Source organism: Pseudomonas stagnisoli (assembly GCF_048595745.1).
Lineage (GTDB): Bacteria > Pseudomonadota > Gammaproteobacteria > Pseudomonadales > Pseudomonadaceae > Aquipseudomonas > Aquipseudomonas alcaligenes_A.
Window position 1 is genome coordinate 579,270 of record NZ_CP184361.1, and the last position, 20,768, is coordinate 600,037.

General features: G+C 65.5%; 23 protein-coding genes. 19 read left to right on the forward strand and 4 right to left on the reverse strand.

Annotation, left to right across the window (positions count from 1 at the left end):
* Window positions 1-7 precede the first annotated feature (7 nt).
* The 4 genes from hisF (at window position 8) to ACOAPY_RS02745 (ending at window position 3,488) form a co-directional block, all read left to right on the forward strand.
* Window positions 8-766 (forward strand): imidazole glycerol phosphate synthase subunit HisF, encoded by a 759-nt coding sequence (hisF, locus tag ACOAPY_RS02730; protein WP_076582458.1) that lies wholly within the window; start codon window positions 8-10, stop codon window positions 764-766.
* Window positions 767-867: 101 nt separating this feature from the next.
* Complete coding sequence (locus ACOAPY_RS02735) at window positions 868-1,602, forward strand: substrate-binding periplasmic protein (protein WP_465154949.1); 735 nt, start codon at window positions 868-870, stop codon at window positions 1,600-1,602.
* A gap of 227 nt (window positions 1,603-1,829) precedes the next feature.
* Complete coding sequence (locus ACOAPY_RS02740; RefSeq protein ID WP_465154950.1) at window positions 1,830-2,585, forward strand: substrate-binding periplasmic protein; 756 nt, start codon at window positions 1,830-1,832, stop codon at window positions 2,583-2,585.
* Window positions 2,586-2,729: 144 nt separating this feature from the next.
* On the forward strand, window positions 2,730-3,488 hold the full coding sequence (locus tag ACOAPY_RS02745) for a substrate-binding periplasmic protein (protein ID WP_465156692.1): 759 nt from the start codon (window positions 2,730-2,732) through the stop codon (window positions 3,486-3,488).
* A 57-nt stretch (window positions 3,489-3,545) separates the two neighbouring features.
* Here the strand turns inward: ACOAPY_RS02745 and ACOAPY_RS02750 are convergent, their stop codons facing one another.
* The 3 genes from ACOAPY_RS02750 to gpmI all read right to left on the reverse strand — a co-directional run bounded on the left by ACOAPY_RS02750 (window position 3,546) and on the right by gpmI (window position 7,784).
* Window positions 3,546-4,859: a S41 family peptidase gene (locus ACOAPY_RS02750; RefSeq protein ID WP_465154951.1), complete on the reverse strand. Its 1,314-nt coding sequence runs from the start codon at window positions 4,857-4,859 to the stop codon at window positions 3,546-3,548.
* A gap of 37 nt (window positions 4,860-4,896) precedes the next feature.
* A complete protein-coding gene (locus ACOAPY_RS02755) occupies window positions 4,897-6,141 on the reverse strand; it encodes a murein hydrolase activator EnvC family protein (RefSeq protein ID WP_465154952.1) in 1,245 nt (414 codons plus the stop codon).
* Between the two features lie 107 nt (window positions 6,142-6,248).
* Window positions 6,249-7,784: a 2,3-bisphosphoglycerate-independent phosphoglycerate mutase gene (gene gpmI, locus ACOAPY_RS02760; protein WP_465154953.1), complete on the reverse strand. Its 1,536-nt coding sequence runs from the start codon at window positions 7,782-7,784 to the stop codon at window positions 6,249-6,251.
* A 140-nt stretch (window positions 7,785-7,924) separates the two neighbouring features.
* Between gpmI and ACOAPY_RS02765 the strand changes: the two genes are divergently transcribed.
* From ACOAPY_RS02765 to secB, 3 genes are read left to right on the forward strand one after another with little or no spacing between them, the layout of a single operon-like run.
* Window positions 7,925-8,338, forward strand: a complete 414-nt coding sequence (locus ACOAPY_RS02765; protein ID WP_076582489.1) for a rhodanese-like domain-containing protein — start codon at window positions 7,925-7,927, stop codon at window positions 8,336-8,338.
* A gap of 1 nt (window position 8,339) precedes the next feature.
* Entirely contained in the window at window positions 8,340-8,594 is a 255-nt protein-coding gene (gene grxC / locus ACOAPY_RS02770) for a glutaredoxin 3 (protein ID WP_465154954.1), read from the forward strand.
* Between the two features lie 34 nt (window positions 8,595-8,628).
* Window positions 8,629-9,102 carry a protein-export chaperone SecB gene (gene secB, locus ACOAPY_RS02775; protein ID WP_076424038.1) on the forward strand — a complete coding sequence of 158 codons (474 nt, stop codon included), beginning with the start codon at window positions 8,629-8,631 and terminating at the stop codon, window positions 9,100-9,102.
* A 45-nt stretch (window positions 9,103-9,147) separates the two neighbouring features.
* On the opposite strand, the gene trmL is transcribed toward secB, so the two are convergent.
* A complete protein-coding gene (gene trmL / locus ACOAPY_RS02780; RefSeq protein WP_465154955.1) occupies window positions 9,148-9,609 on the reverse strand; it encodes a tRNA (uridine(34)/cytosine(34)/5-carboxymethylaminomethyluridine(34)-2'-O)-methyltransferase TrmL in 462 nt (153 codons plus the stop codon).
* 102 nt (window positions 9,610-9,711) lie between these two features.
* Between trmL and ACOAPY_RS02785 the strand changes: the two genes are divergently transcribed.
* The 12 genes from ACOAPY_RS02785 to ACOAPY_RS02840 all read left to right on the forward strand — a co-directional run bounded on the left by ACOAPY_RS02785 (window position 9,712) and on the right by ACOAPY_RS02840 (window position 20,766).
* Complete coding sequence (locus tag ACOAPY_RS02785; RefSeq protein WP_465154956.1) at window positions 9,712-10,626, forward strand: MSHA biogenesis protein MshI; 915 nt, start codon at window positions 9,712-9,714, stop codon at window positions 10,624-10,626.
* On the forward strand, window positions 10,626-11,234 hold the full coding sequence (locus ACOAPY_RS02790; protein WP_465154957.1) for a PilN domain-containing protein: 609 nt from the start codon (window positions 10,626-10,628) through the stop codon (window positions 11,232-11,234). Before ACOAPY_RS02785 ends, ACOAPY_RS02790 begins: the two co-directional genes overlap by 1 nt.
* A complete protein-coding gene (gene gspM / locus ACOAPY_RS02795) occupies window positions 11,227-11,907 on the forward strand; it encodes a type II secretion system protein GspM (protein ID WP_465154958.1) in 681 nt (226 codons plus the stop codon). Before ACOAPY_RS02790 ends, gspM begins: the two co-directional genes overlap by 8 nt.
* Window positions 11,900-12,214, forward strand: coding sequence for a Type II secretory pathway component (locus ACOAPY_RS02800; RefSeq protein WP_254843329.1), 315 nt, complete (start codon window positions 11,900-11,902; stop codon window positions 12,212-12,214). Before gspM ends, ACOAPY_RS02800 begins: the two co-directional genes overlap by 8 nt.
* A gap of 5 nt (window positions 12,215-12,219) precedes the next feature.
* The gene (locus ACOAPY_RS02805; RefSeq protein ID WP_465154959.1) at window positions 12,220-13,812 is read left to right on the forward strand and encodes a secretin N-terminal domain-containing protein; all 1,593 of its coding nucleotides are present in this window, start codon (window positions 12,220-12,222) and stop codon (window positions 13,810-13,812) included.
* Between the two features lie 4 nt (window positions 13,813-13,816).
* Window positions 13,817-14,749 carry an ExeA family protein gene (locus ACOAPY_RS02810; RefSeq protein WP_465154960.1) on the forward strand — a complete coding sequence of 311 codons (933 nt, stop codon included), beginning with the start codon at window positions 13,817-13,819 and terminating at the stop codon, window positions 14,747-14,749.
* A complete protein-coding gene (locus ACOAPY_RS02815; RefSeq protein WP_465154961.1) occupies window positions 14,746-16,095 on the forward strand; it encodes a tetratricopeptide repeat protein in 1,350 nt (449 codons plus the stop codon). The genes ACOAPY_RS02810 and ACOAPY_RS02815 overlap by 4 nt, the downstream gene beginning before the upstream one ends.
* On the forward strand, window positions 16,092-17,831 hold the full coding sequence (locus tag ACOAPY_RS02820; RefSeq protein WP_465154962.1) for a GspE/PulE family protein: 1,740 nt from the start codon (window positions 16,092-16,094) through the stop codon (window positions 17,829-17,831). The genes ACOAPY_RS02815 and ACOAPY_RS02820 overlap by 4 nt, the downstream gene beginning before the upstream one ends.
* 160 nt (window positions 17,832-17,991) lie before the next feature.
* On the forward strand, window positions 17,992-19,227 hold the full coding sequence (locus tag ACOAPY_RS02825) for a type II secretion system F family protein (RefSeq protein WP_465154963.1): 1,236 nt from the start codon (window positions 17,992-17,994) through the stop codon (window positions 19,225-19,227).
* Window positions 19,224-19,742, forward strand: a complete 519-nt coding sequence (locus ACOAPY_RS02830) for a hypothetical protein (RefSeq protein WP_465154964.1) — start codon at window positions 19,224-19,226, stop codon at window positions 19,740-19,742. Before ACOAPY_RS02825 ends, ACOAPY_RS02830 begins: the two co-directional genes overlap by 4 nt.
* 17 nt (window positions 19,743-19,759) lie before the next feature.
* Entirely contained in the window at window positions 19,760-20,287 is a 528-nt protein-coding gene (locus ACOAPY_RS02835) for a type II secretion system protein (protein ID WP_374322954.1), read from the forward strand.
* 20 nt (window positions 20,288-20,307) lie between these two features.
* Window positions 20,308-20,766 carry a prepilin-type N-terminal cleavage/methylation domain-containing protein gene (locus ACOAPY_RS02840; protein ID WP_465154965.1) on the forward strand — a complete coding sequence of 153 codons (459 nt, stop codon included), beginning with the start codon at window positions 20,308-20,310 and terminating at the stop codon, window positions 20,764-20,766.
* Window positions 20,767-20,768: the final 2 nt, after the last annotated feature.

Genomic DNA, 20,768 nt, shown 5'->3' on the forward strand with positions numbered 1-20,768 from the left:
TGCTGATATGGCGCTGGCTAAACGCATCATCCCTTGCCTGGACGTGGACAACGGTCGCGTGGTCAAGGGTGTGCAGTTCGAGAACATCCGCGACGCCGGTGATCCTGTCGAAATCGCCCGCCGCTACGACGAGCAGGGCGCCGACGAGATCACCTTCCTCGACATCACCGCCAGCGTCGACGGCCGCGACACCACCCTGCACACGGTGGAGCGCATGGCCAGTCAGGTGTTCATCCCGCTCACCGTCGGTGGCGGCGTGCGCACCGTGCAGGACATCCGCAACCTGCTCAATGCCGGTGCCGACAAGGTGTCCATCAACACGGCTGCTGTCTTTACCCCCGAGTTTGTCGGCGAGGCCGCTGCGCGTTTCGGTTCGCAGTGCATCGTGGTCGCCATCGACGCCAAGAAAGTCGCTCCGGGGCGCTGGGAAATCTTCACTCATGGCGGGCGCAAGCCGACCGGGCTGGATGCGGTGCTCTGGGCGAAGAAGATGGAGGACCTCGGCGCAGGCGAGATCCTGCTGACCAGCATGGACCAGGACGGCGTCAAAAGCGGCTACGACCTGGGCGTAACCCGCGCCATCAGCGAAGCCGTGGGCATCCCGGTGATCGCCTCCGGCGGTGTTGGCAACCTGGAGCACCTGGCCGCCGGCATTCTCGAAGGCAAGGCCGACGCCGTACTGGCTGCCAGCATTTTCCACTTCGGCGAGTACAGCGTGCCTGAGGCCAAGGCTTACCTGGCCAGTCGTGGGATCGTGGTGCGCTGAAACTGGCTGTGCGGGAGTCGCTAACCGGTCTTTGCTTGGCCGGCTAGAATAGGGAGGTCTGTTTGCCATACGGCGAACCCCTTCCTCGACAAGGAGTCTCTATGTTGTTCTCCAGGCTGCTGACCCTGTTCCTGCTGTTGGTCGGCACCGCGCAAGCACGTGCCGAATCCCTGGTGCTGCTCACGGAAAACCTGCCGCCCTTCAATATGGCCGTCAGTGGCGGCAATTTCGCCCGTGACGACGGCATTACCGGTATTAGCGCCGAAACCATGCGTCTGGTGTGCCAGCGCGCGGGCGTCGAGTGCCAGCAGATCCTGCGCTTCCCCTGGGAGCGCGTGTATAACCAGGCCCTCAAGGACGCAGGCTATGGCCTGTTCTCGGTGGCTCGCACGGCGGAGCGCGAGACGCTGTTCAAATGGGTCGGTCCCATCGCCAGCGAGGATTGGGTGCTGCTGGCCCGTGCCGATTCGCCGATCCAGCTGAGCAGCCTGGAGCAGGCCAAGCAGTACCGGCTGGGCGGCTACAAGGGTGATGCGCCGACCAATAAGGTGGTTGAGTCGGGGCTGGACGTGCAGCAGTCGCTGTACGACAAAGAGAACCCGGAGCGCCTGGCCAAGGGCCAGATCGACCTGTGGGTGACCTCATCCGTCGCTGGCCAGTACCTGGCACGTCAGCAGGGTTATCAGGACTTCCGTGTGGTGCTGACCTTCGGTCGCGGTGATCTTTATCTGGCGCTCAACCAGCAGACCACCGATGCCACCGTGGACAAGCTGCGCGCGGCGCTGGAGCAGCTGCGCAGCGAGGGCGCGCTGCAGGGTGTCATGCAGAAGTACTGAGTGCGGCCTCGCTCGTCGCTGATTGGTTCGTTTCTTGCGAGCGATTGGGGGCGAGGGACTACCGGCGTGACGCAGTTCAACGCAGTCGGCCTGGCGCGTGGCACTATGCCGGCTTGCCACTGCACCGGACTGCGTGCCGGTCGAAGACCACTCCGGGGTGCAACGCTCCGCAGTGGCCACTTGCAGAGAAGTCGCCCAAACAACCATAAATCCGGAGCTGTACTGCAATGTTGAAGTATCTGCACAAGGGGCTGCTGTGCGGCCTGCTGTTACTGGCTGGCGGCGCGCATGCCGAGCTGTCCGACGATTACAAGGTGATCCTGCTGACGGAGAACTTCCCGCCGTTCAACATGGCCATCGACGAGAAGAACTTCGCCCGTGACGACAATATCGACGGCATCAGCGCCGATCTGGTGCGTGAGGTCTTCAAGCGCGCCGGTATCGGCTACAACCTGAGCCTGCGCTTCCCCTGGGACCGCATCTACCGTCTGACCCTGGATAAGCCCAACTACGGCCTGTTCTCCACCACCTATACGGAAGAGCGCAAGCCGCTGTTCAAATGGGTCGGGCCACTGGCCAAGAGCGAGTGGGTGCTGCTCGCCGCGCCGGGTAGCACCATCAAGGTCGGCAGCCTGGAGGAGGCCGCCCAGTACAAGATCGGCGCCTACAAGAACGATGCCGTCAGCCAGCACCTGGAAAGCAAGGGGCTGAAGCCGGAGAACTCCCTGCGCGACCAGGAGAACGTGGCCAAGCTGATGAGCGGCAAGATCGACCTGTGGGCCACCACCGACCCGGTCGGCCGCTACATCGCCAAGCAGGAAGGCGCCAGCGGGCTGCAGGTGGTATTGCGCTTCAACAGTGCCGAGCTATTCCTGGCGCTGAACAAGGAGACGCCGGACGAGGTGGTCGAGCGCCTGCAGAAGGCCCTGGACGAGCTGCGCAACGAAGGTTTCGTCGACGAGATCACCAGCAGCTACCTGTAACACCCTGGCGGCCAGCCGCCACAGTACCGGCGGCTGGCCGCCGGTACTGCGCTTCCCGGCGCGCTTCTGCTACCCTTTGGCCGCCCCCGGGTTGGCGATGCCGTTGCGCCGCGGGCGTCCCCGACTGTCAAGGATACGGATATGCTGTTGAAGCGACTGAGCGTGCTGCTGCTGGGCGTAGGCCTGCTGTTTTCCTCCGTGGTGCGCGCCGAGCTGCCCTCCGACTACAAGGTGGTGTTGCTCACCGAGAACTTCCCGCCTTACAACATGGCCAATAACGGCAAGAACTACGCGCGCGAGGAAAACCTCGAAGGCATCGCCGTGGAGGTGGTGCGCGAGACGTTCAAGAAGGCCGGCATCGACTACCACATGACGCTGCGTTTCCCCTGGGCACGCATCTACAAGATGGCCCTGGAGAACCCGAACCACGGCGTGTTCGTCGCGGCCAAGCTGCCGGAGCGGGAGAAGCTGTTCAAATGGGTCGGTCCCATCGGTCCGGATGACTGGGTGATGCTGGCCCGTGCCGACAGCAGCATCAGCCTGATCAGCCTGGAGCAGGCCAAGTCCTATCGCGTTGGCGCCTACAAGGGCGACGCCATCGACGAGCACCTGCGCAAGCAGGGCCTGGAGCCGATCAGTTCGCTACGTGACCAGGAAAACGCGCACAAGCTGCAGGAAGGCAAGATCGACCTGTGGGCCACCGGCGACCCCGCTGGCCGCTACCTGGCCAAGCAGGAGGGCATCACCGGCCTGAAGACCGTGCTGCGCTTCGACAGTGCCCAGCTGTACCTGGCCCTGAATCCGGAAACCCCGGATGAGGTGGTCGAGCGTCTGCAAAAGGCGCTGGACGAACTGCGTGCCAGCGGCAAGGTCGACCAGATCTTCCAGAGCTACGTGCAGTAAGCGCATCAGGCATGAAAAACCCGGGCTTGCCCGGGTTTTTTGTTTCCCCGCCGCGGGTTACTCGCCGCGGGTGACGTTCAGACCCTTGAGCAGATTGAGTGCCTGGCTCAGCTGGTAGTCATCGTCCTGCGGACGCGGTGCCTGCTGCTTCTTGCTGCCGCTGGGCTTGTCCGCACCGCCATTGCCATTGCCCAGGTGGCCGGCCAGGTCGGCTTCCTTGACCAGTTCGCCGCCGTCCTCACGGGTCAGCTTGGCGCGTGCCACCTCGATGTCCGGGACGATGCCCTGGGCCTGGATGGAGCGGCCGTTGGGGGTGAAGTACAGCGCGGTGGTGAGCTTCAGGGCGCGGTCGTTGTTCAGTGGCAGTACCGTCTGTACCGAGCCTTTGCCGAAGCTGTCGGTACCCATCAGCACGCCGCGCTTGTGGTCCTGCAGGGCGCCGGCGACGATCTCCGAGGCCGAAGCACTGCCGCCGTTGATCAATACCACCAGCGGCACGCCTTCGCTGGCGTCCGCCGGATCGGCATTGAAACGCAGCTCGGAGTTGGCGATGCGGCCTTCGGTATAGACGATCAGGCCTTTCTTGAGGAAGTGGTCGGCCACTTCCACCGCCGCCTGCAGCACGCCGCCAGGGTTGTTGCGCAGGTCCAGGACCAGGCCGCGCAACTTCTTGCCGTTGTCCTTGCGCAGTTTGGCCAGGGCCTTGCCGACTTCCTCGCCGGTGTTGACCTGGAACTGGCTGATGCGGATCAGCCCGTAACCGTCTTCCAGCAGCTGGCTGCGCACGCTCTTGACCTTGATCACGGCGCGGGTCAGCTCCACATCGAAGGGTTTGCCGCCCTCGCGTACCAGGGTCAGGTTGATCTTGCTGCCGGCCTTGCCGCGCATCTTGTCCACCGCTTCCATCAGCGACAGGCCCTTGGTCGGCTGGCCGTCGATCTTGACGATCAGGTCGCCCGGCTGGATACCGGCTTTGGATGCGGGGGTGTCGTCGATCGGCGAGACCACCTTGATGAAGCCGTCCTCGGTGCCGACTTCGATGCCGAGGCCGCCGAACTCGCCACTGGTGCTTTCCTGCAGCTCGGCGAAGGCCTCGGGCTCCAGGTAGGCGGAGTGCGGGTCGAGGTTGCCGAGCATGCCCTTGATGGCATTCTCCAGCAGGGTCTTGTCGTCCACCGGCTCCACATAGGCCGCCTTGATGCGGTCCATCACCTCGGCGAAGGTGCGCAGCTCCTCCAGTGGCAGCGGCGCCTTGCCGTTCACGGCTTCGACGGCTGGCACTTCGACGGCCTCGGCAGCCAGCAGGGTGGGGCTGCCGAGCATCAGGCCAAGAGCCAGGGCGAGGGGGGTGAGGCGACGGAATTGCTGCATGTGAACTCCCAAAATGATGAGGCGACAGCCTCGGCTGTCATCCCTGAGCGCGGCACCACTGAGCCGGGTCGCTGGGGCGGCCCTGCTGGCGGATGGCGAAGTACAGTGCCGGAGTGTCCTGGCCACCGCTGGTGCCGACCGTGGCGATGGCTTCGCCGGCGCTGACGATGTCACCGGCGTCCTTGAGCAGGCTTTGATTATGGCCGTACAGGCTCAGGTAGCCATTGCCGTGGTCGAGAATGACCAGAAGGCCGGCCCCGCGCAACCAGTCGGCGAACACCACGCGGCCGCCATGCACGGCATGTACCTGGCTGCCGGCACTGGCCCCGATCAGCACGCCATCCCAGGTGGCGCGGGCGTCGCCGGCGCGCGGCGAACCGTAGCGCGCGACCAGGCGGCCATTGACCGGCCAGGGCAGCTTGCCCTTGGCCTTGGCGAACGGGCCTCCGAAGCTGGCGCCTTCGCTCGACACCGCGGGCCCCAGTGGTAGCGGCTTGCGGTTCGGATCGTGGGCCTGCTGGGCTTCCAGGGCAGCCAGGCGGCGTGCCTCCTCGGCTTCGCGGGCCTGGCGGGCGAGGGTTTCCTCGATGGTCTTGAGCACGCGGGCGAGCTCGGCCTGCTCCTGCTCGCGGGCCTTGAGCTTGCGGTCGCCGGCGCCGTATTCCTTGTTCAGCTTGGCCAGTGCCGCCTGGCGTTGCTTGCGTACCTCGGCCAGCTCGCTGCGGCGGCTGTCGAGAGTGCTTTTCTGTGCCAGCAGCTGGTTCTGCTGGTTGGCGATGTCGTTTTCGACATTGGCCAGCTGGCGCAGGGTTTCGTTGAAGGCGTCGAGCTGTTCGACCCGGGCCTTGCCCAGGTAGTCGTAGTAGCTGAGGGTGCGGGCGAACTGTTCAGGTTGTTGCTGGTTGAGCAACAGTCGCAGGGGCTCCTGCTGGCCGCTCTGGTAGGCAGCGCGGGCCTGGATGGCGATCAGGCGCTGTTGTTCAAGGCGCGATTGCTGGAGTTTTTTTTTCTCCTGATCGAGGCGCTTGAGCTCCTCCTCGCTCTTTTTCAGCTCGCCTTCGAGGCCCTTGACCTGTTTCTCCAGGCCGCCCATTTCCTTCTCGGTGCGCTGCAGTTCCTTCTGCACGCCGGATTTCTCCTGCTGCAGCTTTTCCAGCAGCTTCTTCAGCTCGGCCACGTCGGCACGGGCGGCTTCCAGCTGCTTCTGGGTTTGCGCCTTGTCGTCGGCAAAGGCCGGGACGGTCAGGCTGGCGAGGAGGACGAGGGCGAGGGCGCGGAACATGGAGGGTGCGGCACCTGGAGCGAAGAAGGGCCTAGTATGCCCGCGGTGTGGCGCAAAAAAAACGCCCGCCGGCGGTAGCCGGCGAGCGCTTCACGGATTGCTCCGGGTTATTGCAGCTGGACGATGGTCTTGCCGGTCATTTCTGCCGGTACCGGCAGGTTCATCAGGGTCAGCAGGGTCGGTGCCACGTCGGCCAGCACGCCGCCTTCGCGGATGGTCGCCGGGCGCTTGCCCACATAGATGAAGGGCACCGGCTCGCAGGTGTGCGCGGTATGCGCCTGGCCGGTGCACTCGTCCTCCATCTGCTCGACGTTGCCGTGGTCGGCGGTGATCAGGGCTTCGCCGCCGACCTTGTCGAGGGCCTCGACGATGCGGCCAACGCAGGTGTCGAGGGTTTCCACAGCCTTGACCGCGGCTTCGAACACGCCGGTGTGGCCGACCATGTCACCGTTGGCGTAGTTGACGATGATCACGTCATAGCGACGGTTTTCGATGGCCTCGACGATGCGGTCGGTGACTTCCGGCGCGCTCATTTCCGGCTTCATGTCGTAGGTGGCGACGTTCGGCGAGGGGATCAGGATGCGTTCTTCGCCGGCGAAGGGTTCTTCGCGGCCGCCGGAGAAGAAGAAGGTGACGTGGGCGTACTTCTCGGTCTCGGCGATGCGCAGCTGGGTTTTGCCGTTCTTCGCCAGGTATTCGCCGAGCACGTTGGTCAGCGGCTCCGGCTTGTAGGCGCTGGGTGCCGGGATGCTGGCGGCGTACTGAGTGAGCATGACGAAGCCAGCCAGCTGCGGCACGCGCTGGCGTTGGAACTCGCTGAAGTCGGCCTCGACGAAGGCGCGGGTCAGCTCGCGGGCGCGGTCGGCGCGGAAGTTCATGAAGACGATGGCGTCGCCGTCTTCGACTTTCACCGGCTCGCCGATGGTGGTGGCCTTGACGAATTCGTCGCTCTCGTCGCGGGCGTAGGCCGCTTCCAGGCCTTCGACGGCGCTGGCGGCGTTGAACTGGCCCTGGCCCTCGACGATCAGGTGGTAGGCCTGCTCGACGCGGTCCCAGCGGTTGTCGCGGTCCATGGCGAAGTAACGCCCGGTAAGGCTGGCGATGCGGCCCTTGCCCAGTCTGGCGAAGGTGGCGTCGAGCAGCTCGATGGAGGGCTGGGCCGACTTCGGCGGGGTGTCGCGGCCGTCGAGGAAGGCGTGCAGGTAGATCTTCTCGGCGCCGCGCTGGGCGGCCAGCTCGGCCATGGCGACCAGGTGGTCCTGGTGGCTGTGCACGCCGCCGTCGGAGAGCAGGCCGAGGATGTGCACGGCCTTGCCGGCGCCGACGGCCTGGTCAACGGCGCGAGTGATTTCGGTATTCTCGAAGAACTCGCCGTCGCGGATGGCCTTGGTCACCCGGGTGAAGTCCTGGTACACCACGCGGCCGGCGCCGAGGTTCATGTGGCCCACTTCGGAGTTGCCCATCTGGCCGTCCGGCAGGCCGACGTCCATGCCCGAACCCGAGATCAGGCCATGCGGGTAGGTGGCGCGCAGGCGGTCGTAGACCGGGGTCTGCGCCGCGTAGATGGCGTTGTGCTCGGGGTTCTCGCTGTGGCCGAAGCCATCGAGGATGATCAGGACCAGGGGGTTGGGCGTTGCGCTCATGGCGGCTGGCTCGCTCGTGGTGATCAAAAAAGGTCGCGCATTTTACCGATGCAGGCCCGCCGCGTCACCGCTGGGCGGGGCTTGGCCGACCTGTGGGGCTGTGTATACTGGCCGCCATTTTAAGGCTATGGAACCGCGCGATGTTGGCCCACCTGATTGAATTTGCCACTAACCACTATGTACTGAGCGGATGCTTCGTGTTCCTGCTGGTGCTCTTGATCGTCACCGAGCTGCGCAAGGGCGGCAAGAGCCTGACCAGCCGCGAGCTGACGGCGCTGGTCAACAGTGAGCAGGGCGTGGTGCTGGATGTGCGCAACCACAAGGACTTCAGCAGCGGCCACATCGTCGATGCGCTGAACATTCCCTTCGACAAGCTGGCCGAGCGCATGGTCGAGCTGGAGAAGCACAAGGCCAAGACCATCATCGTGGTCGATGCCATGGGCCAGCACGCCGGCATGGTTGCCCGCGACCTGAAGAAGGCCGGCTACACCGCGGCCAAGCTGGGCGGCGGCATCGCCAGCTGGCGCGGCGACAACCTGCCGGTAGTCAAGTGACATGCCCGAGGTCCTCGTCTACTCCAGTTCCTGGTGCCCCTACTGCATCCGCGCCAAGCAACTGTTGACCAGCAAGGGCGTGGCATTCCGCGAGATCAGCGTGGATGGCCAGCCCGACGTGCGTGCCGAGATGAGCCGCAAGGCCGGACGCACCTCGGTACCGCAGATCTGGATCGGCAGCACCCATGTCGGTGGCTGCGATGACCTTTACGCCCTGGAGCGCGCCGGCAAGCTCGACGCGCTGCTGCAGGGCTGAACCCTTTCAGCAACCCGCAACAAGAAGAACAGCCATGACCGAACAAGCGAACAACGGCGCCGCCCAGAACAACGAAGGGCCGCAATTCTCCCTGCAGCGCATCTACGTGAAGGACCTGTCCTTCGAAGCGCCGAAGAGCCCGGAAATCTTCCGTCAGGAGTGGGCGCCGAGCGTAGGCCTGGATCTCAACACCAAGCAGAAGCAGCTCGATGGCGATTTCCACGAAGTGGTGCTGACCCTGTCCGTGACCGTGAAGACCGGTGAGGAAATCGCCTTCATCGCCGAAGTGCAGCAGGCCGGTATCTTCCTGATCAAGGGTCTGGACGCCGCCTCCATGGGTCACACCCTCGGCGCGTTCTGCCCGAACATCCTGTTCCCCTATGCCCGCGAGGCGCTGGATGGTCTGGTGATCCGCGGTTCCTTCCCGGCCCTGATGCTGTCGCCGGTGAACTTCGACGCCCTGTATGCCCAGGAGCTGCAGCGCCAGCAGCAGGCTGCCCAGGCCTGATCGGCTGCCGGCACGACAAAGCCGCCTTAGGGCGGCTTTTGCGTTTCAGGAGCCGGCGAAATCCAGCTGGCGCCAGGCCTCATAGACCACCACGGCCACCGCATTCGACAGATTCAGGCTGCGGCACTGCGGGCGCATCGGCATGCGCAGTCGGCATTCGTCCGGGAACTGCTCCAGTACCTCGCTCGGCAGGCCGCGACTTTCCGGGCCGAACAGCAGCATATCGCCGGCACGGTATTCCATTTGCGCGTAGCTGTGGCTAGCTTTGGTAGTGAATGCCAAGATTCTGTCGGGCTGAACAGACGTGATACAGTCGCTCAAGGAATAGTGGCGCTTTAATGTTGCGTATTCGTGGTAGTCCAGACCGGCCCGACGCAGGCGCTTGTCGTCCAGGTCGAAGCCCAGCGGCTCGATCAGATGCAGGTGGCAGCCCGTGTTGGCGCACAGGCGGATGATGTTGCCGGTGTTCGGAGGTATCTCCGGCTGGAACAGGACGACATGGAACATTGATCGGGCTCAGCTAGGTCTGTAGCCACCATTCTACAATGCACCTGACGCGACTGGCCCATGCAGGGCGGCGACGGCAGGACGCAGGGGGATTTGCAGTTGGTGTGGTTCGCAAAAAGAAGAACTACAGCGGACGGCCTGCTGGGCATCGAAACCGGCCCGGAAGGCATTGCGCTGGCGCGCGTGCAGCGCCTGCCCGGTGAGGCGCCACGCCTGCTCGAGTGCCTGTTTCGCCAGGCGGCTCCCGCCGAGCAGCCGGCGCTGCTGAAGAGCCTGGTGGCCGAGCGTGCCCTGGGTGACATGCCGGTCAATCTGGTGCTGCACCCTGCCACCTATCAGATGCTCCTGCTCGATGCCCCCGACGTGCCCGCCGAGGAACTGCGCGATGCCATGCGCTGGCGGGTCAAGGACCTGATTGCCGAGCCGCTGGAGCAGGTGGTGGTGGATGCCTTCTGCCTGCCCGGCGATGCCTATCGTGGCCGCTCGCGCATGGCCTACTGCGCCGTGCTGGGCAAGGCGCGCATGCAGGCCTGGGGCGATCTGTTCCGGCAGGCCGGCCTGCGCCTGCGCAGCATCGATGTCACCGAGATGGCCTTCCGCAACCTCGGCCTGCTGGCCGGCGCCGAGGGCATGAACGTCGCTCTGCTGCGCCTGCGCTCCAGTGAGGGGCTGATCAGCGTGCAGAACGGTGCCGACCTGTATATGGCGCGGCGTATCGAGCACGGCCTGGATGGCGCCGCCGGCGACTACGGCACCCTGACCCTGGAGATCCAGCGCTCGCTCGATTACTTCGAGAGCCAGCTGGGCAAGGGCTATATCAATCGTCTGCTGCTGCTGCCGAGCAAGCGTGATGGCGCTGCCGTGCAGCAGGCCATGGGCGGCGGCCTGGCGGTCAAGCTGCAGGCGCTGGACCTGCGCGAGCTGTTCCCCGGCCAAGCCAGCGCCGAGCTGGATGCCGTCCAGCAGGCCTACTGCATGACTGCGGTGGGCGCGGCCCTGCGTCAGGAGGCCGATTGATGCAGAACCTCAACCTCTATCAGGTCGAGCGTCGCCGTCGCGGCGGTCCACGGCGGCGGCATATGTTGCTCGGCCTGGTGCTGCTGGCGCTGTTCTGCCTGCTGCATGCCGGCTGGCAGTACTGGCAGCTGCGCGATGCCCGGCAGCAGCTGGTGCTGGCCGAGGCCCAGGCCAGCGAGCAGGAGAGCGTGCTGGCCACGGCCAAGGCCGGTTTTGTCGAGCCGCAGCTTGATCCGCAGCTGCCCGCTGAAGTCGCTGCACGCCAGGCGGAAAACGGTCAGCTGCAAGGGCTGCTGAATTACCTGCGGGTGCTGTCCGAGCAGCAGAACATCGGCTTCGTCCCGCCGCTGCAGGCCCTGGCCGAGCATCATCCGCAGGGGCGCCTGTGGCTCACCGGTATTCATCTGGATCAGGGGGGCACCCAGTTGCGCCTGCAAGGGCGCGCGCAGAGCCAGCAGTTGCTGCCCGGCTATCTCGACGCGCTGGGACGTAGCCCGGTGTTCAGCGGGCGCGAGTTTGCGCGCCTGGATGTCGAACGCGGTGAGGACGGCCTGCTCGACTTCGACCTGTCCTCGCGTCCCGCCGACCAGGAGAAGGCCGATGAATAAGTGGCTGCAACGCTGGCAGGGCTTGGCGCCGCGCGAGCAGTGGCTGACCTATGGCGTCGGCCTGGCGCTGCTCGGCATGCTCTATCTGCTGCTGGTGGGCGATCCACTGAGCGCCTCGGTGGCGCGCACCGAATCATCCATTCGCCTGGCCGAGGGGCGTAGCGCCGAGGCTGCCGTCGGCCTGGAAGAGCTCAAGGCCAGGCTCGCCGCCGACCCCAACATTCCCTACCGCAGCGCGCTGCTGGCGGCATCGGTCGACCGCGAGGCGCTGCTGCGACAGATCGACGAGGGCACCGCCGCGCTGCTCACCCCGGAAAAGATGAAAGCCGTGCTGCAGAGCCTGCTGCAGGCCCAGCAGGGACTGAGTCTCACCGGCATGCAGAGCTTCAGCGAGCCGGTACGCCTGGCCGAGGCGTCGGCAGCGAAGGCAACGGGCCCTGCCGGCGACGCCCAGACGGAGCTGCCGACGGTGCTGTACCGACATGGCCTGGTGCTGCAGCTCGAGGGTGGCTATTTCGAACTGCTGCAGTATCTGCAGGCGGTCCACGCCAGCGGTTGGAAGCTGAACTGGGACAGCCTCGACTACCGCGTCGGCGAAGCCGGCCCGGGGCGGGCGAAGATCAGCCTGAAACTCTTCACCTTGAGCCGCAAGGCGGGATGGGTCGGTGTCTAGAACCTTGCTCTTGGCCCTGTTGCTGGGCTGCGCCGGCGCGCACGCGACTGTCGACCCGACCCGGCCGCCTGCCGACCTGCTGCCAGCCGCGGGGGCGGCAGCGGCTCCGGCCGCACTGCAACTGCAGGCCATCTTGCGCGGCGCCCAGGGCAGCCGTGCGGTAATCGACGGCCAGACCCTGCGCGTCGGCCAGGAACATGGCGGCGTGCGCATTCTGGCCATCCAGCCGCACGCCGTACTGATCGAACGCCAGGGCCAGCGAGAGCTGTTGCGTCTGGTCGAACCTGTAATCAAACCGAGCCGATGATGCCGATGACTCCGACTCTGCCGAAACGTGGCCTGCTGCTGGGCCTGGCCTGCCTGCTCAGTGCCTGCCAGACCTTCATCGATGGCGACAAGCAGCTCTATGAACAGAGCGGCAAGCTGCTCGACGAGAGCCTGCAGCAGGCTCAGGCCAGTGCCAAGGTTACACCACCACCGGCCGTGCAGGCGGCGCTGTTGCCGCCGCTGAGCAGTACCCTGTTCGCCAGCGGGCCACGCTTCGACGTGGCCGCCAAGGACATGCCGGCCCGCGAGTTCTTCCTCAGCCTGATGGAGAGCGCCGGGCAGAACCTGGTGGTCCATCCGGCCGTGAGCGGCAACATCACCTTCAGCCTGCGTCGGGTCACCCTCGAAGAGGTTCTCGCTGCGGTGCGCGACAGCTACGGCTATGACTTCCGCCGCACCAGCTACGGCTACCAGATCCTGCCGAACGAGAAGATCACGCGCAGCTACGACCTCAATTACCTCAACCTGCAGCGCCTCGGTGAGTCGGATACCCGCGTCAGCTCGGGGCAGGTGGAGAGTAGCCAGAGCAGTGACTCCGATGACAACGGCAACTCGAGCAGCGACACCTCAGTAACGACGCTGAATGCCAGCAAGGTGGTGACGAGCAGCAATGTCGATTTCTGGAAAGAGGTCGAAGGCGTGGTGCGTGCCGTCGTAGGCGACGAGGAAGGCAACAGCGTGGTGGTCAATCCGCAAGCCAGCCTGCTGGTGGTACGCGCCAGCAGTGCCGACCAGGAGAACGTGGTGCGCTTCCTCGAACAGGCCCAGCGCAACCTGCAGCGTCAGGTGATACTGGAAACCAAGATTCTTGAGGTCCAGCTCAATGACGGTTTTCAGGCCGGCATCAGCTGGGAAAAGATTGGCGGTGATGTGAGCGCGGAGATCGATGGCGCCGAACTCACGGGGCCCAGCGAGATCGACGGCGTTTTCAGCACAGTGCTCAGCTTCGGTGATTTCACCGGCCTGATTCAGCTGCTACAGACCCAGGGCGAGGTTCGGGTGCTGTCCAGCCCACGCATCTCCACGCTGAACAACCAGAAGGCGGTGATCAAGGTCGGCACCGACGAATTCTTCGTCACCGACGTGTCCTCCAACAGCAGCACGACCACCGTGGCCGGTGTGACCCAGCCGACTCAGGACGTGACCCTGACGCCGTTTTTCTCCGGCATCTCGCTGGATGTGACCCCGCAGATCGACCAGCACGACGTGGTCACCCTGCATGTGCGGCCGACCGTCAGCCGGGTCGTGGACCAGAACAAGACCATCGTGCTGGGCGAGGACAACGTCTTCAACCTGCCCCTGGCCTTGTCCACCTCGCGTCAGTCCGACTCCATCGTGCGGGCCCGCAGCGGCCAGGTGGTGGTGATCGGCGGTCTGCTGCAGAACAACAACGAGAATACTGATGCCGAAGTGCCCTGGGCCAGCACCCTGCCCATCGTCGGCAACCTGTTCAAGCAGCAGCGCAAGGCGATGCAGAAGAGCGAGCTGGTCATCCTGATGCGGCCGCAGGTCGTCAGCGACGAGGTGTGGCTGGAAGAGATCCGGCGCAGCGCGGAATCTTTCAAGGAACTGAGGTAAGGCAATGTACGAGGCCTTCTTCGGCCTGCGCGAGAAGCCCTTCGCGCTGACGCCCAACACCGGCTTCCTGGTGCAGCTGGCGCCCTATCAGGCTTGCCTCAACCTGCTGCGTGTGGCCCTCGGTGAAGGCGAGGGTTTTATCAAGGTGACCGGCGAGGTCGGCACCGGCAAGACTCTGCTGTGCCGCGCGCTGCTCAATACCCTGCCGGTCGAGCGCTTCCAGCTGGCCTACCTGCCCAACCCCGGCATGAGCCCGGTCGGCCTGCGCCAGGCCCTGGCCCGCGAGCTGCTGGTCGAGAGCGTCGACGAGCTGGATGCGCAGAGCGTACTCGATGCCCTGCATCGTCGGCTGATCGAGCTGGCCGCCGAGGGTCGCAGCACGGTGCTGCTGATCGACGAGGCACAGGCGCTGCCGGCCGCTACCCTGGAGGCGCTGCGTCTGTTGACCAACCTGGAGACCGAGCAGGCCAAGCTGCTGCAGGTGGTCCTGTTCGGCCAGCCGGAACTGGATGCCACCCTGGCGCGCGACGAGTTCCGCCAGTTGCGCCAGCGCATTACCTTCTCCTACCAGCTGCGCCCACTCGACGTGAAGGACTGCACCCGCTACCTCAACGAGCGTCTGGCGGTGGCCGGCTACCGTGGCGAGCCGCTCTTCGCGCCGCGCGCCATTCGCCGCCTGGTGCGTGGCAGCGGTGGTATCCCGCGGCTGATCAATATCCTCGCGCACAAGGCGCTGATGGTGGCCTTCGGCGAAGGCCGTCGGCAGGTGAGCCCCGCTCATGTGCGCCGTGCCCAGCTGGATACCGAGGGCGCGCAACCTTTCCTGGCGCGTCGGCCGCCCTGGTTCGGTTGGGGGCTAGCAGCGGTCAGCCTGTCAGTGCTGGTGCTGGTCGGCGCGTGGCCCTGGCTGGACCAGTGGCGGGAGCTGCTGCCATGAGCCTGGTCAACGACATGCTGCGTGACCTCGAGGAGCGTCGTGCCGCACCGGGCGAGCGCCTGGCCCTGGAAGGTCTGCACGCGGTGGATGAGGCGGCAGCTGCGCGCCGCGAGCGGATCGAGCGTCTGCGCCGTGGCTCGATCTGGTTCATGGCGGTGATGCTGATCGCCGTGCTGGTCGGGGTGATGATCGGGCGGGTGGTCAAGGGGCAGATTCCCTGGGGCGGAACCATGCCCGAGCCTGCCACCGAGGTGGTCGCTGCACCCGTGAGTGCGCCGCGTCTGCTGGAGGTGCTGCCGCAGCATGATGCCCGCGGCCTGACCCTGCAGCTGCTGCTGGAGCACTCGGTGCCCTACCAGCGTACCGAAGAGAGTGGCGCGGTGAGCCTGCGCCTGCCCGGCCTTCAGCTGGCGGGTGAGGCGCAATCCGGACGCCTGCAGCGCAATGGTCGCAGCCTGTCCTGGCGGGTGGAGCAGCAGGGCGTCGACGTGCAGGTGCTGCTGGTCGGCCTCGCCGGAGAGCTGGAGGTGCGTGATCGCCTGGAGCCCGCCGGTGAGCGCTGGCTGCTGTGGATCGAGGTGCCACTGGCGGAAGCCGCCAGTGCCGCCGAAGCGCCACCCGCGCCGGAGCCGTTGCCGGTTGCCGCGCCGGCCGAGGCCTTGGCGGCCGAGCCCGACATGCCGGCCTGGGCTACTGCCCCGGTGGCGCCTGCGGATGCCGCGCCGGCGACCCCGCCAGTCGAACCGGCCAGTGCTCCCGAGCTGAAGATCGAACCCTATCGGCCGGATGCCCTGAGTCGTGCCCGTCAGGCCATGGGCGCGGGGGACTACCGATCCGCCATCAATGAGCTGGAGGCCTTGCAGAAGCGCCGCGAACGCGACCCCGAGGTCATGCGCTGGCTGGCGCGGGCCTATCTGGCCGATGGACAGCAGCAGCGTCTGCTCAGCTGGCTGCCGAACCAACTGGCGCAGATGCCGCAGGACAGTGAGCTGCGCCTGCTGCTGGCGCGTGCCCAGCTGCAGGCCGGCGCTACCCAGGCGGCAGTCGCGACCCTTGAGCAGCACGCCCCCGGCCTGATGCAGGAGCCGACTTACCATGCACTGCTGGCCGCCAGCTATCAGCAGACCGGGCAGTGGCAGCAGAGCGCAGCGCTGTACCGCCAGCTGGTCGCGCTGCGCCCCGCTCAGGCGACCTGGCAGTTGGGCCTGGCCATCGCACTGGAGCAGCTGGATCAGCCTGCCGAGGCGGCCCGTCATTATCTGCAAGCGCTGCAGGGCGCGGGGCTGGACGCGAGCACCCGGCGCTTTGCCAGCGAACGCGCTGCGGCACTCGGAGGTCGAGAATGACAGAGAACACGATTCCATCCGCCGACCTCACTCAGCGCAAGGTTCGTCTCGGCGACCTGCTGGTGCAGACCGGGCTGATCAGCGAGGCACAGCTGCAACTGGCCCTGCAGGAGCAGAAACGCACCGGCTCCAAGCTGGGTCGTACGGTGATCGACCTGGGCTTCGTTGCCGAGGTCAAGCTGCTCACCGCACTGTCCGAGCAGTTGAAGATTCCCTTTATCGAGCTCAAGCACTTCAAGTTCGACCAGCAGCTGGTGCAGACCCTGCCCGAGGCCATGGCCCGGCGCTTCCGCGCCATCCCGCTGTCGCGCGAGGGCGGGGGTGTGCTGGTGGGCATGTCCGATCCGCTCGACCTGTTCGCCCAGGACGAGATGGAGCGCCTGCTCAAGACCCGCGTACGTCCGGCGGTGGTACGCGAGGCCGAACTGCTGGCCACGCTGGACCTGGTGTACCGGCGCACCAGTGAGATCGCCTCCATTGCCGGCGAGCTGGAAGGCGAGCTGCAGGACAGTGACTTCGACCTGTCCAAGCTCGGCGCCGACAACGTCAGCGACGCGCCGGTGGTGCGCCTGTTGCAGACTCTGTTCGAGGACGCCGTGCAGATGAAAGCCTCGGACATCCACATCGAACCGGACGAGGGCGTGGTGCGTATCCGCCAGCGCATCGACGGTGTGCTCAATGAGCAGGTGATGAAGGAGCAGCGCATCGCCTCGGCGCTGGTCATGCGCCTGAAGATCATGTCCGGCCTGGACATCTCCGAGAAGCGCCTGCCGCAGGACGGCCGCTTCAATATCCGGGTGAAGAACCGCAATATCGATGTGCGGGTGTCGACCATGCCGGTGCAGTTCGGCGAATCGGTGGTGATGCGTCTGCTCGATCAGAGTGCCGGCATTGCCAGCCTGGATGCCGGCGGTATGCCGGCCGACATGCTGGCACGCTTTCGGCGCCTGCTGCAGCGTCCCCACGGCATGGTGCTGGTGACCGGCCCCACCGGCTCGGGCAAGACCACCACGCTGTATGCGGGCCTCGCCGAGCTGAACAGCCCGGAGAAGAAGATCATCACCGTGGAGGACCCGGTCGAGTACCGCCTGCCGCGGATCAACCAGGTGCAGGTCAACACCAAGATCGAGCTGACCTTCGCCCGCGTGCTGCGTGCCGCCCTGCGTCAGGACCCGGACATCGTCCTGATCGGTGAGATGCGCGACCAGGAAACCGCCGAGATCGGCCTGCGCGCCGCCCTGACCGGCCACCTGGTCCTGTCCACCCTGCACACCAATGACGCGCTGACCTCGGCCATGCGCCTGATCGACATGGGCGCCGAACCGTTTCTGGTCGCCACCTCGCTGAATGCCGTGCTGGCCCAGCGCCTGGTGCGCCGCGTGTGCGAGAACTGCATGGAGGACCATTACCCCGAGCCGCAGCAGCAGGCCTGGTTGGAGAGCCTGCATGGTGCGCCATTGGCCGGGCGCGCCTTCAAGCTGGGTAGCGGCTGCCATCAGTGCCACAACAGCGGCTACTCCGGGCGTATCGGCGTGTACGAGCTGCTCGAGATGGACGAGGCGATGATTGCCGCGCTGCGCCGCAGCGATCCTCAGGCCTTTGCCGAGGCGGCCAAGGCCAGCGCCGGTTACCGGCCGCTGGCCGCCTGCGCACTGGACTATGCCCTGGCCGGGGTGACCAGCGTGGAAGAGGTGCTCAAGGTCTGCGCCACCCTGACCGACGAGGTGCTGGTGTGAGCGGCTGCTTAGGCATCGCTCGCACTCCCTCTCCCATTCATGGGAGAGGGCGCTCCTGTAGCCCGGATGCAATCCGGGGTCGGAGCCACCTGCTTCCCGGATTGCACCTCGGCGCCGCTGTCCCCAGCCCCTCTCCCGAGGGGAGAGGGGGGATTCGCCCATGAGTCAGTTTCGCTACACCGGCCGCGACGCCCAGGGCGCCAAGGTCACCGGAACCCTGCAGAGCGCCAGCCGCGACAGCCTGGCCAGCGAGCTGCTGGCGCAACAGATCACCCCGCTGACCATCGAGGAACAGGCCGGGCAGGGTGGCGAGGACGTCCTGGTCATCCTGCAGGAGAAGCTGCGGCGCCGGCGTGTCGACCTCGAAGAACTGATCATCTTCTGCCGCCAGATGTACAGCCTGAGCAAGGCCGGCGTGCCGATCATCCGTGCCATCGGCGGCCTCGCCGAATCGCACCGCAACCTGTATTTCCGCGAGGTGCTGCAGCAGGTGCGTGCCGACCTCGAAGGCGGCATGAACATGGCCGTGGCCCTGCATGCTCACCCCAAGGTGTTCACCACCCTGTTCATCAGCATGGTCAGTGTCGGCGAGAACACCGGCCAGCTCGACCAGGCCTTCCGCCAGCTGGCCGGCTACCTGGAGCTGGAGCGCGAGACGCGCAAGCGCATCAAGCAGGCCACCCGCTACCCGCTGTTCGTGCTGATCGCCATGGCCGTGGCGCTGGTGGTGATCAACCTGCTGGTGATCCCGGCGTTCGCCAAGGTGTTCGAGCAGTTCAAGGCGGACCTGCCCTGGCCGACCCAGGTGCTGATCGGCACCTCGCAGTTCTTCCAGGACTTCTGGTGGCTGCTCCTGCTGCTGTTCGGCGGCGGCCTGTATGCCTTCTTCAAGTGGATCGAGACCGACGCCGGCGCGCTCAAGTGGGACGCCACCAAGCTGCGCCTGCCCATTGTCGGCGGCATTTTCGAGCGCATTGCCCTGGCCCGTTTCACCCGTACCTTCGCCATGATGTACAAGGCCGGCGTGCCGCTGCTGCAGACCCTGTCGATCAACAGCGCCAGCGTCGGCAACCGGCATATCGGCCAGGCCATCCTGGGTATGCGCGAGGGGGTGGAGCGTGGCGAGGCGCTGACCCGTACCGCGTCGAGCAGCGGTCTGTTTACCCCGCTGGTGCTGCAGATGATGGCCGTGGGCGAGGAAACCGGCGCCCTGGACGACCTGTTCATCGAGGTGGCGGACTTCTACGAGCAGGAAGTGGACTACGACCTCAAACAACTGGCGTCGGCCATCGAGCCGATCCTGATCGTGGTCATGGGGGTGATGGTGCTGATCCTCGCGCTGGGCGTGTTCCTGCCGATGTGGGAACTGGCCTCGGCCGCCAAGGGCGGCGCGTGAGCCCGGACTACCAGGCCGATTACTGGGTCAGGCGAGCGCGCCTGTTTGGCTGGGGACTGATCCTGGTCATGGCACTGGCGGTGGTGCTGGCGCTAGGCTGGAAGATAGCCGAGGTCAGCGAGCTGCGGGCCATGGATAGCACCCGCGCCCACCTGGCGGCCAGCCTGAGTGGCCTGGCGGCGGAACAGATTGCGAAGGACCGGGTGCTGGACGAGGCCTGGAAACGCAAGAATCCGTTCGTGCTGCTGCGCTGGCGGCAGGACAACTACTGCGGCGAGCTGACCGCACCTGGCGAGCCGCGTGCCGGCTGCTGGTACTGGTTGCCCCAGCAGGCCTGGGTGCTGTACCGCACCCGGTTCGCCGACGGATGGGAGGGAAGGGGGCACGAGCTGCATGCCTGGCGCCTGTCGACGGTTCCCGAGGGGCTGTCGACTGCGTCACAATCCAGGGGCGCCCCCTTTGCCCTGGAGCTTGAAGAAGTTCCCGCCGCGGAACTGTCCGCGCAGGGTTTTTGAGTCACAGAGGAAGCAAGATGAAGAACAGCAAAGGTTTTACCCTGATCGAACTGGTGGTGGTGATCGTCATCCTCGGCATTCTGGCTGCGGTGGCGCTGCCGCGGTTTATCAACTCCACCCGTGATGCTCACCGTGCCGCATTCAACGGGGCTGCCGGTGGTCTTGCTTCCGCCGTGACGCTGGTGCGCTCACAGCAGGAAGTCAATCGCAACGGCGGGGTGCTCGGATGTGCTGGCAACAACTGCTACATCAACGTGGCGGGTTTTGGCGCTGGTACGGTCGATGTGAACGCCAACTTCTGGCCTGCCGGTACCGGCCTTGCCGGCAACCCGCCAGCTGTGGGTACGCCCAGCGTGGCTGAATGTCAGAACCTATGGTCGGCGCTGCTGCAAGGCTCCGCACCGACAGTGACAGGCACCAACCCGGATTACGTCGCTACTGCCGCTCCGGCCAACAGCTGCACCTATACCTACCAGCGCGACGGCGCCAACGACACGATTGTCTACAACACCTCCCTCGGTGAAGTAACTCGCACCTTCAATTGATCCAATCGGGAAGCAGCGCTATGAAAAAGCAACAAGGCGGTTTCACCCTGATCGAACTGATCATGGTTATTGTGATTCTGGGCATCCTGGCGGCGTTTGCACTGCCGCGGTTTGCGGACTTCAGCGGGCAGGCTCGTACCGCATCGCTGCAGGGTGTTGCCGGGTCGCTGCGTTCTGCATCGAGCATTGCTCATGCCGCGCTGCTGGCCGCCGGCACGCCGACGGCGACAACCGTCACGATCGAGGGTACTCCGATTGCTATGGTGAACGGTTATCCGGCAGCAACCCTCGCGGGAATCGACGAAGCTGCACAGGTTGAAGGAGTCACAGCAACTGTCGGCACCGGCCAGATTACCTACACCGTAACCGGTTTCACCGGGACTAACTGTCAGGTGGTTTACACGGCTGCCACATCTAGTGGAACTCCCGCCGTTATTACTCCACCTGTGGTTCAGGTGACCACGAACGGTTGCCAGTAAGA

What these genes read in the sequence shown, in the direction of transcription:
- hisF (WP_076582458.1), top strand. Translation starts at nt 8, where the DNA reads ATGGCGCTGGCTAAACGCATCATCCCTTGCCTGGACGTGGACAACGGT.
- ACOAPY_RS02735 (WP_465154949.1), top strand. Translation starts at nt 868, where the DNA reads ATGTTGTTCTCCAGGCTGCTGACCCTGTTCCTGCTGTTGGTCGGCACC.
- ACOAPY_RS02740 (WP_465154950.1), top strand. Translation starts at nt 1,830, where the DNA reads ATGTTGAAGTATCTGCACAAGGGGCTGCTGTGCGGCCTGCTGTTACTG.
- ACOAPY_RS02750 (WP_465154951.1), bottom strand. Translation starts at nt 4,859, where the DNA reads ATGCAGCAATTCCGTCGCCTCACCCCCCTCGCCCTGGCTCTTGGCCTG.
- ACOAPY_RS02755 (WP_465154952.1), bottom strand. Translation starts at nt 6,141, where the DNA reads ATGTTCCGCGCCCTCGCCCTCGTCCTCCTCGCCAGCCTGACCGTCCCG.
- gpmI (WP_465154953.1), bottom strand. Translation starts at nt 7,784, where the DNA reads ATGAGCGCAACGCCCAACCCCCTGGTCCTGATCATCCTCGATGGCTTC.
- ACOAPY_RS02765 (WP_076582489.1), top strand. Translation starts at nt 7,925, where the DNA reads ATGTTGGCCCACCTGATTGAATTTGCCACTAACCACTATGTACTGAGC.
- grxC (WP_465154954.1), top strand. Translation starts at nt 8,340, where the DNA reads ATGCCCGAGGTCCTCGTCTACTCCAGTTCCTGGTGCCCCTACTGCATC.
- secB (WP_076424038.1), top strand. Translation starts at nt 8,629, where the DNA reads ATGACCGAACAAGCGAACAACGGCGCCGCCCAGAACAACGAAGGGCCG.
- trmL (WP_465154955.1), bottom strand. Translation starts at nt 9,609, where the DNA reads ATGTTCCATGTCGTCCTGTTCCAGCCGGAGATACCTCCGAACACCGGC.
- ACOAPY_RS02790 (WP_465154957.1), top strand. Translation starts at nt 10,626, where the DNA reads ATGCAGAACCTCAACCTCTATCAGGTCGAGCGTCGCCGTCGCGGCGGT.
- gspM (WP_465154958.1), top strand. Translation starts at nt 11,227, where the DNA reads ATGAATAAGTGGCTGCAACGCTGGCAGGGCTTGGCGCCGCGCGAGCAG.
- ACOAPY_RS02805 (WP_465154959.1), top strand. Translation starts at nt 12,220, where the DNA reads ATGACTCCGACTCTGCCGAAACGTGGCCTGCTGCTGGGCCTGGCCTGC.
- ACOAPY_RS02810 (WP_465154960.1), top strand. Translation starts at nt 13,817, where the DNA reads ATGTACGAGGCCTTCTTCGGCCTGCGCGAGAAGCCCTTCGCGCTGACG.
- ACOAPY_RS02815 (WP_465154961.1), top strand. Translation starts at nt 14,746, where the DNA reads ATGAGCCTGGTCAACGACATGCTGCGTGACCTCGAGGAGCGTCGTGCC.
- ACOAPY_RS02820 (WP_465154962.1), top strand. Translation starts at nt 16,092, where the DNA reads ATGACAGAGAACACGATTCCATCCGCCGACCTCACTCAGCGCAAGGTT.
- ACOAPY_RS02825 (WP_465154963.1), top strand. Translation starts at nt 17,992, where the DNA reads ATGAGTCAGTTTCGCTACACCGGCCGCGACGCCCAGGGCGCCAAGGTC.
- ACOAPY_RS02835 (WP_374322954.1), top strand. Translation starts at nt 19,760, where the DNA reads ATGAAGAACAGCAAAGGTTTTACCCTGATCGAACTGGTGGTGGTGATC.
- ACOAPY_RS02840 (WP_465154965.1), top strand. Translation starts at nt 20,308, where the DNA reads ATGAAAAAGCAACAAGGCGGTTTCACCCTGATCGAACTGATCATGGTT.